16 protein-coding genes and 1 riboswitch are annotated in these 13,792 nt (G+C 71.9%); of the genes, 11 read left to right on the plus strand and 5 right to left on the minus strand.

The features are described from left to right. Positions 1 to 104 precede the first annotated feature (104 nt). A riboswitch (cobalamin riboswitch) is annotated at positions 105 to 236 on the minus strand. 152 nt (positions 237 to 388) lie between these two features. Then, complete coding sequence (locus ACGFSA_RS12700; RefSeq protein WP_037691639.1) at positions 389 to 622, minus strand: hypothetical protein; 234 nt, start codon at positions 620 to 622, stop codon at positions 389 to 391. Positions 623 to 634: 12 nt separating this feature from the next. Then, positions 635 to 1,924, minus strand: a complete 1,290-nt coding sequence (locus ACGFSA_RS12705; RefSeq protein ID WP_393303372.1) for an anion permease — start codon at positions 1,922 to 1,924, stop codon at positions 635 to 637. Positions 1,925 to 2,206: 282 nt separating this feature from the next. Here ACGFSA_RS12705 and ACGFSA_RS12710 point away from each other — a divergent pair, with 282 nt between their 5' ends. From ACGFSA_RS12710 to ACGFSA_RS12720, 3 genes are all read left to right on the plus strand, one after another. Then, the gene (locus ACGFSA_RS12710; protein ID WP_393303374.1) at positions 2,207 to 2,920 is read left to right on the plus strand and encodes a class II aldolase/adducin family protein; all 714 of its coding nucleotides are present in this window, start codon (positions 2,207 to 2,209) and stop codon (positions 2,918 to 2,920) included. 74 nt (positions 2,921 to 2,994) lie between these two features. Continuing rightward, on the plus strand, positions 2,995 to 4,122 hold the full coding sequence (locus tag ACGFSA_RS12715; protein ID WP_393303376.1) for an alpha/beta hydrolase: 1,128 nt from the start codon (positions 2,995 to 2,997) through the stop codon (positions 4,120 to 4,122). A 185-nt stretch (positions 4,123 to 4,307) separates the two neighbouring features. Then, positions 4,308 to 5,618 carry a hypothetical protein gene (locus tag ACGFSA_RS12720; protein ID WP_393303478.1) on the plus strand — a complete coding sequence of 437 codons (1,311 nt, stop codon included), beginning with the start codon at positions 4,308 to 4,310 and terminating at the stop codon, positions 5,616 to 5,618. Positions 5,619 to 5,653: 35 nt separating this feature from the next. Here the strand turns inward: ACGFSA_RS12720 and ACGFSA_RS12725 are convergent, their stop codons facing one another. Further along, a complete protein-coding gene (locus ACGFSA_RS12725; RefSeq protein ID WP_393303378.1) occupies positions 5,654 to 6,067 on the minus strand; it encodes a VOC family protein in 414 nt (137 codons plus the stop codon). 351 nt (positions 6,068 to 6,418) lie between these two features. Here ACGFSA_RS12725 and ACGFSA_RS12730 point away from each other — a divergent pair, with 351 nt between their 5' ends. From ACGFSA_RS12730 to ACGFSA_RS12740, 3 genes are all read left to right on the plus strand, one after another. After that, positions 6,419 to 8,017 carry an ABC-F family ATP-binding cassette domain-containing protein gene (locus ACGFSA_RS12730; RefSeq protein ID WP_393303380.1) on the plus strand — a complete coding sequence of 533 codons (1,599 nt, stop codon included), beginning with the start codon at positions 6,419 to 6,421 and terminating at the stop codon, positions 8,015 to 8,017. A gap of 361 nt (positions 8,018 to 8,378) precedes the next feature. Further along, positions 8,379 to 8,600 (plus strand): helix-turn-helix domain-containing protein, encoded by a 222-nt coding sequence (locus tag ACGFSA_RS12735; RefSeq protein ID WP_037691626.1) that lies wholly within the window; start codon positions 8,379 to 8,381, stop codon positions 8,598 to 8,600. 220 nt (positions 8,601 to 8,820) lie between these two features. Beyond that, positions 8,821 to 9,612, plus strand: a complete 792-nt coding sequence (locus ACGFSA_RS12740) for an enoyl-CoA hydratase/isomerase family protein (protein WP_393303382.1) — start codon at positions 8,821 to 8,823, stop codon at positions 9,610 to 9,612. A gap of 169 nt (positions 9,613 to 9,781) precedes the next feature. Here the strand turns inward: ACGFSA_RS12740 and ACGFSA_RS12745 are convergent, their stop codons facing one another. Continuing rightward, the gene (locus tag ACGFSA_RS12745) at positions 9,782 to 10,483 is read right to left on the minus strand and encodes a hypothetical protein (protein WP_393303384.1); all 702 of its coding nucleotides are present in this window, start codon (positions 10,481 to 10,483) and stop codon (positions 9,782 to 9,784) included. Between the two features lie 93 nt (positions 10,484 to 10,576). Here ACGFSA_RS12745 and ACGFSA_RS12750 point away from each other — a divergent pair, with 93 nt between their 5' ends. From ACGFSA_RS12750 to amaP, 5 genes are read left to right on the plus strand one after another with little or no spacing between them, the layout of a single operon-like run. Then, positions 10,577 to 11,065, plus strand: a complete 489-nt coding sequence (locus ACGFSA_RS12750; RefSeq protein ID WP_393303386.1) for an Asp23/Gls24 family envelope stress response protein — start codon at positions 10,577 to 10,579, stop codon at positions 11,063 to 11,065. A gap of 32 nt (positions 11,066 to 11,097) precedes the next feature. Beyond that, positions 11,098 to 11,289, plus strand: a complete 192-nt coding sequence (locus ACGFSA_RS12755; RefSeq protein WP_358860894.1) for a hypothetical protein — start codon at positions 11,098 to 11,100, stop codon at positions 11,287 to 11,289. Positions 11,290 to 11,294: 5 nt separating this feature from the next. After that, positions 11,295 to 11,648, plus strand: a complete 354-nt coding sequence (locus ACGFSA_RS12760; RefSeq protein WP_393303480.1) for an Asp23/Gls24 family envelope stress response protein — start codon at positions 11,295 to 11,297, stop codon at positions 11,646 to 11,648. Beyond that, a complete protein-coding gene (locus ACGFSA_RS12765) occupies positions 11,645 to 12,331 on the plus strand; it encodes a DUF6286 domain-containing protein (protein ID WP_393303388.1) in 687 nt (228 codons plus the stop codon). Before ACGFSA_RS12760 ends, ACGFSA_RS12765 begins: the two co-directional genes overlap by 4 nt. Then, positions 12,328 to 12,915 carry an alkaline shock response membrane anchor protein AmaP gene (gene amaP / locus ACGFSA_RS12770; protein ID WP_393303390.1) on the plus strand — a complete coding sequence of 196 codons (588 nt, stop codon included), beginning with the start codon at positions 12,328 to 12,330 and terminating at the stop codon, positions 12,913 to 12,915. The genes ACGFSA_RS12765 and amaP overlap by 4 nt, the downstream gene beginning before the upstream one ends. Before the next feature lie 117 nt (positions 12,916 to 13,032). On the opposite strand, the gene ACGFSA_RS12775 is transcribed toward amaP, so the two are convergent. Then, complete coding sequence (locus ACGFSA_RS12775; protein WP_393303392.1) at positions 13,033 to 13,788, minus strand: SDR family oxidoreductase; 756 nt, start codon at positions 13,786 to 13,788, stop codon at positions 13,033 to 13,035. Positions 13,789 to 13,792 lie beyond the last annotated feature (4 nt).

Consider the following 13,792-nt stretch of genomic DNA (forward strand, 5'->3'; position numbering starts at 1 on the left):
GCTCCTGGTGAGAGCGGCACAGAAACGGCGGACGCACGGCAGCCGGGCATGGCGATATGTCCTCACTCAGGGTCCGCGCCCTGGTTCGACGTGACCGGCGGCGAGAGTCTCCTGGCTCCCGGATCCGCAGTTCCCCCGGCCTTCCAGCCCGCATGCGCGGGCCGTGACTTCCGGTGTGGGGGACTGCTCCCCGGTGACAGTGGCGGGACCGCGCCGGATTCGCACCGGCTTCCTCTGCTGTCGCCGTAAATGGCTCCGGCAGTCCACCACGCTCCGCGAACGCCCGTCAACCTGGCGTTGACCTGCGGCGGTGCAGTGTGCGCAGACGCACATCGGGCCGGACACACGCGAGGTGTGTCCGGCCCGATGAGGGAGTGCGGGAAGGGGCTCAGGCGACGATCAGATAGATCCCGTACGCGACCGAGGCCGCGCAGAGCCCGAAGCAGAGGTACGCGCCCGCGCGGGCGAGCACCAGGGAGCCTCCGGTGGAGCCGCCCTGCGCGGCCGGCTCCGGCTGCTTGGAGAGGCCGACGATGCCCAGGGTGAAGAGGCCCACCAGTGCGACGGTGACGACGAGCGAGACGCCGAAAACGGAGCCGAGGGCTGCCCAGTCGATGTTCATGGTGATCTGTCCTTACACCGTGGCGGGCCGCGCCGGATCGGCGGCGACGGTTCCGGGCTGGGCCGGGATGGTGGTCTTGAGGTCCGTGGTCGTGTCCACTGCCGGGGCGACCGCGGCCGCCCCGGCGGGCGGCGGCGGGGTGACGGCCGCGATGGCGGTGGTGATGACACCCGCCGGTTCGGCGACCTCGCCGGTGGGCGCGACATCGTCGTGCCCGACCGGCTTGCGCCGGGACAGCAGCCAGATCGCTCCGGAGCCCGCGACGAGCAGGACGGCGACGACGGCGACACCCCAGGTGCCCTGCTTGGTGAGGAACTCCGCGCCCGCGCCGACCAGACCCGCGGCCGGCAGGGTCAGACCCCAGGCGACGAACATCCGGGTCGCGGTGGACCAGCGGACCACACCGCCCCGGCGGCCCAGACCCGCACCCATCACGGCGCCGGAGCAGGACTGGGTGGTGGAGAGGGAGAAGCCGAGGTGCGAGGAGGCCAGGATGACCGTGGCCGCGCTGGTCTGGGCGGCGAAGCCCTGCGGCGGCTTGAGCTCGGTGAGGCCGCTGCCCATGGTGCGGATGATGCGCCAGCCGCCCAGGTAGGTGCCGAGCGCGATGGCCAGACCGGCGGAGACGATGACCCAGACCGGCGGGTTCGAGCCAGGGGACAGGACGCCACCGGTGACCAGGGCCAGGGTGATGATGCCCATGGTCTTCTGCGCGTCGTTGGTGCCGTGGGCGAGCGAGACCAGTCCGGCCGAGGCGATCTGGCCGGCCCGGTAGCCCTTGGCGGTGGCCTTCTCCTGGGCGTCGTTACGGATCCCGCCGCCGATCCGGTACGTCAGCCTGGTCGCCAGCAGTGCGGCGAGACCGGCGACGACCGGGGCGGCGACCGCGGGAAGCAGCACCTTGGTGACGACGGTTCCGCCGTCGACCGAGGACCAGCCCGCCGACATCACCGCGGCGCCGATCAGGCCGCCGAAAAGTGCGTGGGACGAACTGGACGGCAGGCCGACCAGCCAGGTCAGCAGATTCCACAGAATGGCGCCGACGAGGGCCGCGAAGATGACTTCTGTCCGCAGCCCGTCCTCATTGATGATCCCGCCGGAGATCGTTTTGGCGACCTCCACCGACAGGAACGCGCCGACGAGGTTGAGAGCGGCGGACATGGCCACCGCTGTCTTGGGTTTGAGAGCACCGGTCGAGATGGTGGTCGCCATCGCGTTCGCGGTGTCATGGAAACCGTTCGTGAAATCGAACACTAGAGCTGTCACGATCACAATCGCGAGTAGCAGCGTGATGTGTTCCATTTACCCAGGCAATCGTTCGACGTCATTGGCACGTGGAACGTAGGCAACCTGGGTGAACGGAAGATGAACTGGGCGGGGCCCTGTGGTGACTCCAAGCGGAGTTGAGCCATTCTTTTTGTCGGGTCACCGACAGCCGATGCGGGGCGCAGTGCCTGTCGTGGCCGGATTTCGCCCCTCCCGCCCCGCTTCACGCCCCGTGGTCCGACGCCGGGAAACCTCCGAAAAGAGATGTGGGTCACCCGAGGTCTCCTGCCGCGGCGGCCCCGCTGACAGGATTCCCCCATGAGCGATCACCGCGAGGACGCACACAACGGGCACAACGGGCACGGCGGGCGCGATGCGAACGACGCACGCGACGCGATCGAGCAGGCCTGGAACGGTGTCGTCGCCACCGCCCGCAGGACCGCGACGGAGGGCCTGGTCGTCGGCACCTCGGGCAATGTGTCGGCGCGGGTCGGCGACCTCGTCCTGGTCACCCCGAGCGGTGTGCCGTACGACCGGCTCGGCCCCGGCGACACCGTGGCCGTCGACCTCCACGGCAACCAGGTGCTCGGCGCCCTCGCCCCGACCAGCGAACTCCCGCTCCACCTGGCGGTCTACCGCAACACCGACGCCGCCGCCGTCGTGCACACCCACGCCGTGCACGCCACGGCCGTCTCCACCCTCGTCCCCGAGGTCCCGCTGGTGCACTACGCCGCCGCCATGCTCGGCGGCCCCGTCCGTACCGCGGCCTACGCGCGCTACGGAACGCAGGAGCTGGCCGAGCACATGCTGGCCGCCCTGCGCGACCGCACGGGCTGTCTGCTCCGCAACCACGGAACCGTCACCTACGGATCCACCCTCGACCAGGCCTACGACCGCACCGCCCAGCTGGAATGGATGTGCAGGCTCTGGCTCACCGCGAGCTCCGTACCCGGCCACACCCCGTCCCTGCTCTCCCTCGCTCAGCTGCGCGACGTGCAGGACGCCCTGAAGGGGTACGGACAACCCGGCTGACCGGGAGCCCCGGCGAGCCACCGGACGGCCCCCGTCCACTGGCAGGGCGCGGCACACCCCCCGACACTGAAGCAGTGCGCCCGGCAACAGCGGCGGCAGCAGCCGTCACCACCGTCCTCGGCGTCGGCGCGGCAGCGGTCGTGGCCGGCCGGTACGCCAGCCACGCCGCCCTGAGAGCGCCGTCCGGACGTCCGCTCCCCGCAGACCGGAAACTCACCGTGCACGCCACGGCGGCCGGGCAGGTCACACTGACCCGCTCCTTCGCCGCGCTCCGGCCGGGTATGTACGGACTGGTGGGCGACGGTGTCCAGGCCGTCGTCGGCCCGGTGATCGAGCACGCACCGCACGCCCCCGACGCCGTCGTACGCAGACTGGAACGCGTCAATGACGGCAGCCTGGAACCCGGCGCCCAGGTCCGGATCACCCCCGCGCTGTACAGCGGCGACCCCGGTACGGCCCTCGGCCTCGACCACGAGGACGTCGAGATCCCCGGTGAGCTCGGCATCCTGCCCGCCTGGTTCGTGCCCGGCCCCCGGGACACCTGGGTCATCACCGTGCACGGCCTCGGCACCACCCGCGAACACCCCATGAACATCATGGAGTTCCTGCACGGCCTGCGGCTGCCGGTCCTCGGCCTGGCCTACCGCGGCGACCCCGGAGCCCCGCGCTCCCCGGACGGACTCGCCCACCTCGGCGAGTCCGAATGGCGCGACCTGGACGCGGCCGTCCGCTTCGCCGTGCGGTACGGCGCCGAGAAGGTCGTCCTGCACGGCTGGTCCACCGGCGCCTCCATGGCCCTGCACGCGGCCGTCAACTCCGCGCTCCGCACGCGGATCTGCGGCCTCGTCCTGGACTCCCCGGTGCTCGACTGGGCCACCACCCTGCGTGCCCTGGCCACCGCCCGCGGCGTCCCGTCCCCGCTGCTGCCGCTCGCCCTGCGCGCCGCCCAGGGCCAGACCGGTCTGCGCGGCTCCCGGCTCCTCGACGCCTCCCTCCCGCAGGCCCTGCACGTCCCGACGCTGATCTTCCACGGCCCCGCCGACACCCTGGCCCCCTGGCAGCCGAGCCGGAAGCTCGCCGAGCGCCGTCCCGACCTGGTCGCCCTGCATCCCGTACCGCAGGCTCCGCATGCGGCGATGTGGAATGCCGATCCGGCCCGCTACGAAGAGGCCCTGCGACGCTTCCTCACGCCCCTGATGTGAGCTGATGCGAGGGATCGGCCGGTTGGAACCGTCCGGGCCGGCAGCCCCCTGCTGCCGCGAATCCGGGTTCCGTTTGGGCTTTCGGGCCGTCAGAGGCAAGACTGCTCCCCGTGACGTCCCGTACCCCGCGCGACTCCAGGCTGCGACTTGTCCGCCCGCGACCCCTTGCCACCGCCCGCAAGGCCGTGACCACCCGGCGCACCAGGCCGGCCCCCCGCCCGCCCGAGGGCACCCCGCCCCGTGCGGAACTGGCCCGCCAGGCCAGGGCCGCGCTCGCCGACGCCGTACGGATCGCCCGCTGGGCCGCCGACGGCGCGAGCCCCGGCACGGCCCCGCTCGCCGCCCACGCTCTCGAACGGGCTGCGACCGCACTGGAATTGTCCCCGGCGCAGGTCCGCTCCGGCTGGGACCGGGCCCGCCTGGCCGGCCTCGTCGAACTCCACGGCGAGACCGCACGCCCCGGCTGGCGGCTGCGCGCCTGGGACCGCGACGACTCCGCCGTGCTCCGTGGCTGGGTGGCGCTCTTCGACGCCTGGTCGCTCGTCCACCCGGCGCCCGAGGACATCGAGTCCACCGCGGTCGCCGAAGCCGTCGAGGCCGTACCCCAGGTGCTCTCTCTCCTGCAGCTCTCGGCGGGCCCGGTCACCGTGCCCGCCCTCCTCGATCTCCTCGGCCAGCGCGTCGCCGAACTCCACGAGGAGCGCTGCGAGGTGCCGTACGGACCGCAGGCGCCGGCCGAACCGGCGGCACCCGCTCTCACCGCGCACCCCGCCGCCCTGGTCGCGCTGCTCCTCGACTGGGCACTGGAGGGGCTGGCCGCCGTCGGCGCACTCACGCTCGGCGCCGGTCATGCCACCCTCACCCCGCTCGGCAACTGGGCGGTCTGGGTCAAACTGGAACAGATCTGCGTCGCCGCCCAGAGCCCGGCAGGGAACATCGAGCAGTCCGCCGCCGACATGCTGCTCGGCTGTGCCCGGCTCACCCCCGGACCGGCCCGCGCCGAATACCGGGCCTGGCTGGCCGCCCGTCCCGTCGGCAGCGCCGTCGCCGAACTGCTCGCCGTCGCCCGCGGTGAGGACGCGCTGCTGCGCGGACTCGCCTTCGAGGCGCTCCGGGTCGTCGGGGCCCCCGCCGAGCCGGTGGTGCGCTCCGTCGTCACCGACCCGTCGCTGCGCCCCTACGCGCTGCTCTGGCTGGCCGAGTACGACGGAGCCGACCCCGAGGACGCCCAGGAGCTCCTCAGCCGCGAGGAAGCCACCTGGCTCTGGGTCGACACCGCGGCGGCCGTCGCCGACCACGGCGAGACGGCACTGCTGGTCCGTCATCTCGACTCCGCCGTCCAGGGCACGGTCCCGGCGCTGCTGGACGAGGTCCGGGCCGTCGGCCACCCGCGCACCGTCCAGGTGCTCGTGGCGCTGGCCGCCGCCCATCCGGACCCCGCGCTGGCCAAGGCCGTCCGCCGGGCCGCCTTCCAGGTGCACACCGGCGGCGCGTAGGAATCAGGGTGGAGCGCCCGGGGACGCGGACGCGGTCAGTCCGCGGACCCCGGGGCGTACGTCCCGAAGCTCCACACATTGCCCTCCGCGTCACGCGCCATGTAGTCGCGCGACCCGTAGTCCTGATCCGTGGGCGGCATCAGGATCTCCACCCCGTACTCCACGGCCCGCGCATGGTGCGCATCGACCTCGTCCACCACGACGTACACCCCGCTCGGTCCGGCATCCGTCATCGCCTTGGCGAAGATCCCCCCGCGCCCCTTGGAGCCCAGCATCACCCTGCCGTTGCCGCAGGACAGCTCCGCGTGCATCACCGTGCCGTTCTCGCCCTCGTACACCGCTTCCTCGGTGAACCCCAGCCCCTCCGTCAGCGTCCTGATCGCGGCCTTCGCGTCGTCGTACAGAATCGTCGGATAGATCGTCGGAACCCCGGCCGGTGCGCCCGCCATGGCGCTCACCTCTCTCCACTCTCCATTGTGATCTGCGTCTCAGTATGCCGTCGGCCACCGGCAGTGGCCGGACCGGCCGCGCGGCCGGCTCACCGGAAGGTGTTGCAGTCGGCCATGCCGCCGCTGCGGAAACCGGTGGTGAACCACTGCTGCCGCTGCGCCGCCGAGTCGCGGCGCCGGAGGGCGTCCTGGGCGAGTGATCGGCAAATGCCGTAGGAGCATGCGGAAAAGCAGTTGCACACCGCCAGTAGAATGGCCCGTATGGCAATTCTCCTTGTGCATGAGTAGCGGCGTCGAGTCGAGACTCTGAAGTCGTCCCGTCCGCCGTCCAAACCGCCCTGGAGTTTTTCCGTGATCACCGCTTCCGGCATCGAGCTGCGCGCCGGCGCCCGCATCCTCATCGAGTCCGCCAACTTCCGTATCGCCAAGGGCGACCGCATCGGCCTCGTCGGCCGCAACGGAGCGGGCAAGACCACCCTCACCAAGTGCCTCGCCGGCGAGGGCGCACCGGCCGGCGGCACCATCACCCGCTCCGGTGAGGTCGGCTACCTCCCGCAGGACCCGCGCACCGGTGATCTCGACGTCCTCGCCCGCGACCGCATCCTGTCCGCCCGTGGTCTCGACGAGATCCTGCGCAAGATGCGCGAGAACGAGGACCGGATGGCGAACGGCAAGGGCGCCACCCGCGAGAAGGCGATGAAGAAGTACGAGCGGCTGGAGACGGAGTTCCTCACCAAGGGCGGTTACGCCGCCGAGGCCGAGGCCGCCACCATCGCCGCCGCGCTCAGCCTGCCCGACCGGGTGCTCGGACAGCCGCTCCACACGCTCTCCGGCGGTCAGCGCCGCCGCGTCGAGCTGGCCCGCATCCTGTTCTCGGACGCCGACACCCTGCTCCTCGACGAGCCGACGAACCACCTCGACGCCGACTCCATCGTCTGGCTGCGCGACTACCTCAAGAGCTACCGCGGCGGCTTCGTCGTGATCTCACACGATGTCGACCTCGTCGAGACGGTCGTCAACAAGGTCTTCTACCTCGACGCCAACCGCTCGCAGATCGACATCTACAACATGGGCTGGAAGCTCTACCAGCAGCAGCGCGAGGCCGACGAGAAGCGCCGCAAGCGTGAGCGTCAGAACGCCGAGAAGAAGGCGGCCGCGCTCAACTCGCAGGCCGACAAGATGCGCGCCAAGGCGACCAAGACCGTCGCCGCGCAGAACATGGCCAAGCGCGCCGAGCGGCTGCTCTCCGGCCTGGAGGCCGTCCGGGTCTCCGACAAGGTCGCCAAGCTGCGCTTCCCCGAGCCCTCGCCGTGCGGCAAGACCCCTCTGATGGCGGAGGGACTGTCCAAGTCCTACGGTTCGCTCGAAATCTTCACCGACGTGGACCTCGCCATCGACAAGGGCTCCCGCGTCGTCATCCTCGGTCTCAACGGTGCGGGCAAGACCACCCTGCTACGGCTCCTCGGCGGTGCCGAGAAGCCCGACACCGGCGAGGTCATCGAGGGCCACGGGCTCAAGCTCGGCTACTACGCCCAGGAGCACGAGACCCTCGACCCGGAGCGCACGGTCCTGGAGAACATGCGCTCCGCCGCCCCGGATCTCGACCTCGTGGAGGTCCGCAAGACGCTGGGCTCGTTCCTCTTCTCCGGCGACGACGTCGACAAGCCGGCCGGCGTGCTCTCCGGCGGTGAGAAGACCCGTCTGGCGCTCGCGACCCTGGTGGTCTCCTCCGCCAATGTGCTGCTCCTCGACGAGCCGACGAACAACCTCGACCCGGCCAGCCGCGAGGAGATCCTCGGCGCACTGCGCACGTACAAGGGCGCGGTCGTCCTCGTCACGCACGACGAGGGTGCGGTCGAGGCGCTCCAGCCGGAGCGGATCATCCTGCTGCCGGACGGCGTCGAGGACCTGTGGGGTGCGGACTACCGGGACCTGGTCGCCCTGGCCTGATTCCCGCGGTCCGGGCGGCCTCCCTGACCGCTGCCGGCTGATCCACTCCGACTGGATCATTCGGCCTACGCGTGATCCATCATCTGCGTGAGGATCTCTCGTACCTCGGCGCGGCGCCCGGCAGATAACTGCCGGGCGCACCCATGTGGGGCCGATTCCCCTCATACGGCCCTGACCTGGCTCTTCGTCTCAACTCCGCGCCGGACCGCCCCAGAAGCCCGGCGGAATGCGAGATTCCGATCGTGGAGACGTATTCCCGGGGTGCGAAACCGGTTGTACGGACCTTGCCGAATGGGTGGCCAGGAAGCCCCCGAGGGGTGATCATGAGAATCCAGAGCGCACTTCCCATGAGGAGGCACGGGTGGCCGAGACTCTGAAGAAGGGCAGCCGGGTGACCGGCACCGCGCGCGACAAGCTCGCGGCAGACCTGAAGAAGAAGTACGACTCCGGTGCGAGCATCCGGGCGTTGGCCGAAGAGACCGGCCGCTCCTACGGATTCGTCCACCGGATGCTCAGCGAGTCCGGAGTCACGCTGCGGGGACGCGGCGGAGCGACACGGGGCAAGAAGGCTGCCACGGCCTGACGGCCTCAGGCCGTGTCGTCTGCTGTCTGCCGCCCTTGGGGCGAGTACGGCAGCTCGACGATGGGACCTGGGCGGATCGGGGCACGTCGCAGGACGGGCATGCCCCGAGGGCTCACCGGTTTCGGGCGGTGGCCACCCGGTCGACCATGTGGTCGACCGGGTGGTTACTGTTCAGTCACTTAGCTCGACATGCTGACTGCACCCGAACCGGAGGCGCCCCATGACTTCGCTCGATTCTGTGCTCGACCAGGACGGCGTACGACTCACCGTCGATGACGCGGTTGCCACGGTGACGCTCACCAATCCGGCCAAGCGCAACGCTCAGTCCCCCGCTCTGTGGCGGGCGTTGACAGAGGCCGGACGGGCGCTGCCCGGCAGCGTGCGGGTCGTCGTGCTCCGTGGCGAGGGCAAGTCCTTCTCCGCGGGGCTCGACCGGCAGGCGTTCAGCCCCGAGGGGTTCGACGGTGAGCCGTCCTTCCTCGACCTGGCGCGCGGCAAGGAGTCCGAGCTCGACGCGACCATCGCCGAGTACCAGGAGGCCTTCACCTGGTGGCGCCGCAACGACATCGTGTCGGTCGCGGCGGTCCAGGGGCATGCGATCGGCGCCGGCTTTCAGCTCGCCCTCGCCTGCGATCTGCGGATCGTCGCCGAGGACGTGCAGTTCGCCATGCGTGAGACCAGTCTCGGCCTGGTCCCCGACCTCACCGGCACGCACCCCCTGGTGCACCTGGTCGGATATGCCCGCGCGCTCCAAATCTGCGCCACCGGCCGCTTCGTCCACGCGGAGGAGGCCGAGCGCACCGGTCTCGCCAACCTCGTGGTCCCCGCCGACGAGCTCGACGCGGCGACCCGTGAACTGTCCGCGGCGCTGCTGGCGGCCCCGCGTGACGCCGTCGTCGAGACCAAGGCGCTGCTGAGCGGTGCGGTCTCGCGTACGTACGAGGACCAGCGCACCGCCGAGCGCGCGGCCCAGGGCCGCCGCCTCCGCGACCTCGCGGGTCTCACGGACTGACCGGGCGTCCCCCAGCGGGAGCCGCCCGGCCACTCCGTGTGCGCCGCGGTGCCGACGGTCCGGCCGCTCCGTGTGCGCCGCGGTGGCGACGATTCAGGGTCACTTCGTGTGCCCCATGGCCGTGACGACTCCGGTGGCTCCGCGTCCACCACCTCGGCGGCCGGTCCGTTCATCCCGCGTCCACCACCGAGGTGACCAGCACGGTCACCGGCGGATGTCCGTCCACGGCGCCCGCCACCGCCGTTCGCACCGCCCGTGCCACATCGAGCGCCCGGTGGTTCGCGTCCGTCGCCAGCTCGACCCGCACATGGTCCGCGGCCGTCTGCACCGCGCTGCCCAGCACACGGGTCAGCGTCGCGACACCAGGGACTGCTGCCGCCGCCGTCCCCGCATCGCCCTCCGGTTCCGCCCCGCGCACCGCGGCAGGCTCCGGGGCCGCCCGGTCGGGGACCGTGTCCAGCAGCTCCGTCACCCGCAGATCCACCTCGCCGACCACCAGGCCGAGCCGTTGCGTGGCCGCCGTCAGCAGGACCGAGCGCAGGGCGGCCGCGGCGGCGGGCAGCGGGCGGTCGGCCGTCGCCGACATCGTCACCTCGATCCGCAGTGGCCCGGGCGGCAGCGCGCTCGGCGGCGACGGCAGCGCCGGGTCCGGGGCCGCGCCCGGGTCCGCCACGGTGATCCGTACGTCCCCGAGCACCGGGCCGGTTCCCGATGCGCCCACCGAGCGCCGCAGCACCGAGATCACAGCCCGCTCCGCGATCCACGCACCGTCCGCCGGACCACCCAGGGGGAGCAGTCTGCCCAGGCTGAGCCTCTGCCGTACCGCCGCCGTCCACCCGTCGGCCCTGTGCGGGCTGTCAGCCGTCGTCATTGCCCCAGCCTGCCGCATCCACGGCGCGAGACGGGGCAAGCGCACTTAGTGTGGGCAAGGAAGTCCAACCCTGCCCCGAAGGGAAGAGTGGCGATGACCGACACCCCGCAGCGGAACCGGCCCGAGAACCCCGACAGCGCGACGGGGGACGACGCCAGGAAGAGTCCGCTGACCAAGCGCGGCGGAGGAGATCCCGCCACCCGCGGCCGTACCACCATCGCGGACGGTGTGGTCGAGAAGATCGCCGGTATGGCGGCGCGCGACGTGGTCGGTGTCCACGCGATGGGCAGCGGCCTGTCCCGTACCTTCGGCGCGGTGCGCGACCGGGTCCCCGGCGGCGGCAAATCGGTCACCCGCGGCGTCAAGGCGGAGGTCGGCGAGTCGCAGACCGCCCTCGACCTGGAGATCGTCGTCGACTACGGCATGTCGATCGCCGACGTCGCCCGTGACGTACGGGAGAACGTCATCGCGGCGGTCGAGCGGATGACGGGCCTCGAGGTCGTCGAGGTCAATATCGCGGTCAGTGATGTGAAGCTGCCCGACGAGGAGGAAGGGGAGCATGCCGAGCCACGTCTCCAGTAGTCCTCCCACCCGAGGCAGTTGAGGAGCGCACGATGAGCATGGCTGTGGTCGGCATGGTGGCCGGCATGGCGCTCGCATTCGCCGGGTACTTCGGCGGATTCGGGGCCTTTCTGCTTGTCGCCGCATTGGGAGCGATCGGCTACGTCGCCGGTCGCTTCCTGGACGGCGATCTGGAACCCGGCGACTTCTTCCGGAGTCGCGAGCGCGGCGACCGACGGCGGTGACGGCGTTGTCGGGGGTGCTCGGCCGGGTCCCTGCCGCCGAACGGGGCGAGACCCGGATCGCCGACCGGGTCGTCGCGAAGATCGCCGCACAGGCGGCGAAGGAGGCTGTCATCGAGCCGCCGCGGGAGGGTACCTCGCCGCGCGCCACGGTCACGGTGCACCGTGACACCGCCCGGGTACGGGTCAGTCTGGAGCTCGGATACCCCACCGACATCGGCCGCCAGTGCGGTGCCGTACGCCGGCACGTCACCGAACGGGTAAAGGCGTTGGCGGGGATGGAAGTGCCCGAAGTGGCCGTACAGGTCGAGCGTCTGCACCCCGCGGGAGCGAGCGCCGCGACACAGGGGAGGATCCGATGACCGAGCCCCAGGAGCCGGAGAACAGCACGCGGCGCCCGCCCACCGGCGACCCCGTGGAACACGGAGGCGGACTGGCTCTCGACCGGTCCGCCTCCGCCGCGGCGTACGACCCGCCGCCGGTGAAGGAGCGCAGCGGCGGCAGCGCCGGCCGCTTCTGGTCCGCGCGCCGCATCCCGGCCGGGCTCCTCGCGCTGGTGATCCTCGGCGGATCCGGCCTGCTGCTGTACGACGTGGCGGCGGTACGGGCCCATCACCCGGCCATGCACTGGCGCCGTGCACTCGCCGACGACCTGGCGGAGCGGCCGCTGGACAATGTGTGGGTGGTGACCGGTGCCGCGCTCGCGATGGCGATCGGTGTGTGGCTGATCGTGCTCGCTGCCACGCCCGGTCTGCGCGACGTGCTGCCGATGCGCCGCGACCGTCCGGGGGTACGGGCCGGGCTCGACCGGACCGCCGCCGCCCTGGTCCTGCGCGACCGGGCCGTGGAGGTGTCCGGCGTGCAGTCGGTGCGGGTCCGGATGGGGCGCGCCAAGGTCACGGTGCGCGCCGTGTCGCACTTCCGCGAACTCGACGACGTGCGGGCCGACCTGGACACCGTACTGGGCAACGGGATCGAGGAACTGGGCCTGGCGAAGCCGCCGAGCCTGTCCGTGTATGTCCGCCGTCCGGCGAAGAAGGGGTGACCGCGGTGCTCAGGACCGTCAACCGGGTACTGCTCGCACTGGCCGGGCTGGTGCTGATCTGCGGCGGCGGCGCGGTGCTCGCCGCCGGGCTCGGCCTTTCCGTGCCGTCCTGGTGGCCGTGGGACCACAGGACCGATGTGCTGCTCAGCAGGGCCGACCGGTACCGCTGGCGTGCCGACGGCTGGTGGTGGCCGACCGTCCTCGTGGTCCTCGCGGTCCTCGTCGTCCTCGCGTTGTGGTGGTTCCTCGCCCAGCTCCGCCGCGCCCGCCTCGCCGAGGTGCTGGTCGACAGCGGCGACGGCGAGGGGGCGCTGCTGCGCGGCCGGGCCCTGGAGGGCGTGCTCGCCGCGGAGGCGGGGACGCTGGACGGGGTGGCCCGCGCCCAGGTGATGCTGGTCGGCCGGCGCAGCACGCCGCAGGCGCGGATCCGGCTGCTGATGGAACCGCACGCGGCACCGGACGAGGCCCTCGGCCGCCTCACCGACGAGGCCCTGGCTCACGCGAGGGACTCGGCGGGCCTGGCGGAACTGCCGGCGGAAGTGCGGATGAGGGCCGTCAAGCACCGTGCGGAACGGGTGAGTTGAGGGCGGGGACGTCCGTCAGCGGCAGAATCGAGCCCGACGAGGGGCCCTCCCGGCCCTCCTGGCATGGGGAGGCCGAGGACGAAACGGCCGCCGGACGGCCCCGGTATCCGGTCCCGCTCAGAACCCGTGCCGCGACCCGCCGTCCACCGGCACCATGATCCCCGTCAGATACGACGCCGCAGGCGACAGCAGGAACGCCGCCGTCCGCCCGAACTCCTCCGGCGTACCGTACCGGCGCAACGGAATCCGCGCCTCGGCCGCCGTACGCGAAGCCTCCGCGTCACCGGACAGCGCGTCCAGCTCCCGCACCCGGTCCGTGTCGATCCGGGACGGCAGCACGCCCACCACACGGATGCCCCGTGGGCCGAGCTCGTCGGCCAGGGACTTGGCGAACCCGGCCAGGCCCGGACGCAGACCGTTCGAAATGGTCAGCCCGGCGATCGGCTCGTGGACCGAGCCGGAGAGCACGAAGCCGATGACCCCGCCCTCGCCGAGCGCCGCGGCCGCCGTGCGCGCCAGCCGTACCGCGCCCAGGAACACCGAGTCGAACGCCGACTGCCACTGCTCGTCCGTGTTGTCGGCGACGAAACCGGGCGCAGGCCCGCCGACGCTGATCAGGATGCCGTCGAGCCGCCCGAACCGCTCATGGGCGGCGTCCACCAGACGCTGCGCCGCGCCGGGCTCCCCGTTGTCGGCGGCCACGCCGACCACGTCCGGTCCCAGTTCGGCGGCGGCCGCCTCGGCCCGCTTCCCGTCCCGCCCGGTGATGATCACCTTCGCGCCGTCCGCCGCCAGCTCCCGCGCGGTGGCATGGCCAAGCCCCCGGGTCGCGCCGGTCACGATGTACACACGGTCCTTCAGCCCAAGATCCATGGGC

It is taken from the genome of Streptomyces sp. NPDC048496 (genome assembly GCF_043200055.1).
Taxonomy (GTDB): Bacteria; Actinomycetota; Actinomycetes; order Streptomycetales; family Streptomycetaceae; genus Streptomyces.